At 76.2% G+C, this 912-nt stretch carries 1 protein-coding gene; it reads left to right on the top strand.

Annotated elements, in window-relative coordinates; genetic code table 11:
- Positions 1-19: 19 nt before the first annotated feature.
- On the top strand, positions 20-912 hold an 893-nt coding region (locus tag LPA54_RS33105; protein WP_228984440.1), incomplete at its 3' end, for an AMP-binding protein.

Raw genomic sequence — 912 nt, 5'->3', positions numbered from 1 at the left:
GATCGACCTGACGTTCAACATGGTCGAGCACCGCGACGGCCGGGACGGATACGCCGGCATCGACGGCGACCTGGAGTACGACGTCGCGCTGTACGACCGGTCCACCGCCGAGTCCCTGGTGCGGCGCCTGCTGACGCTGCTCCGGGCGGCCGTCGCCGCCCCCGCGCTGCCGATCGGCGCCCACGACCTGCTGGACGACACCGAGCGCGCCCGCCTGGCCGCCTGGAACGACACCGCCCGGCCGGTGCCCGGCAGCGGGCTCGCCGAGCAGTTCGCGGCCCAGGCCCGGCGTACCCCCGACGCGGTCGCCGTGACCGGCGCCGACGGCGCCCACCTCACCTACGCCGAACTCGACGCGCGCTCCGGGCGGCTCGCCCGCCGGCTCGCCGACGCCGGCGTCGGACCCGAAAGCGCCGTCGTCGTGCTCCAGGAACGCTCCGCCGACCTGGTCGTCTCCCTGCTGGCGGTCCTGCGGGCCGGCGGCTACTACGTGCCGCTCAACACCCGCTACCCGGCCTCCCGGATGGCCCTGATCACCGAGGACGTCGGCGCCCGCGTCGTCCTCACCGACCGCGCCACCGACGCCGGGCACGCCTGCGCCTCCTGGGCGCCGCACGCCGAGGTCGTCGTCGTGGACGACGGCGGCGACGCGGAGCGCCGGCCGCTGCCCGCCGTGCCCGCCCACCCGCACCAGCTGGCGTACGTGATGTACACCTCCGGCTCCACCGGCCGGCCCAAGGGCGTGGCCATCACCCACGGCGACGTCTCCGCGCTGGCCGCCGACCGGTGCTGGCGCACCGGCAACCAGGAGCGCGTCCTGCTGCACTCCCCGTACTCCTTCGACACCTCCCAGTACGAGCTGTGGGTGCCGCTGGTGTCCGGCGGGGCCGTCGTCGTCGCCCCGCCCGGGGA

This window comes from Streptomyces sp. DH12, from assembly GCF_020873895.1.
Classification (GTDB): Bacteria; Actinomycetota; Actinomycetes; order Streptomycetales; family Streptomycetaceae; genus Streptomyces.
The sequence above is the reverse complement of the archived record's forward strand: the minus strand, read 5'-3'. Positions and strand labels throughout refer to the sequence as shown.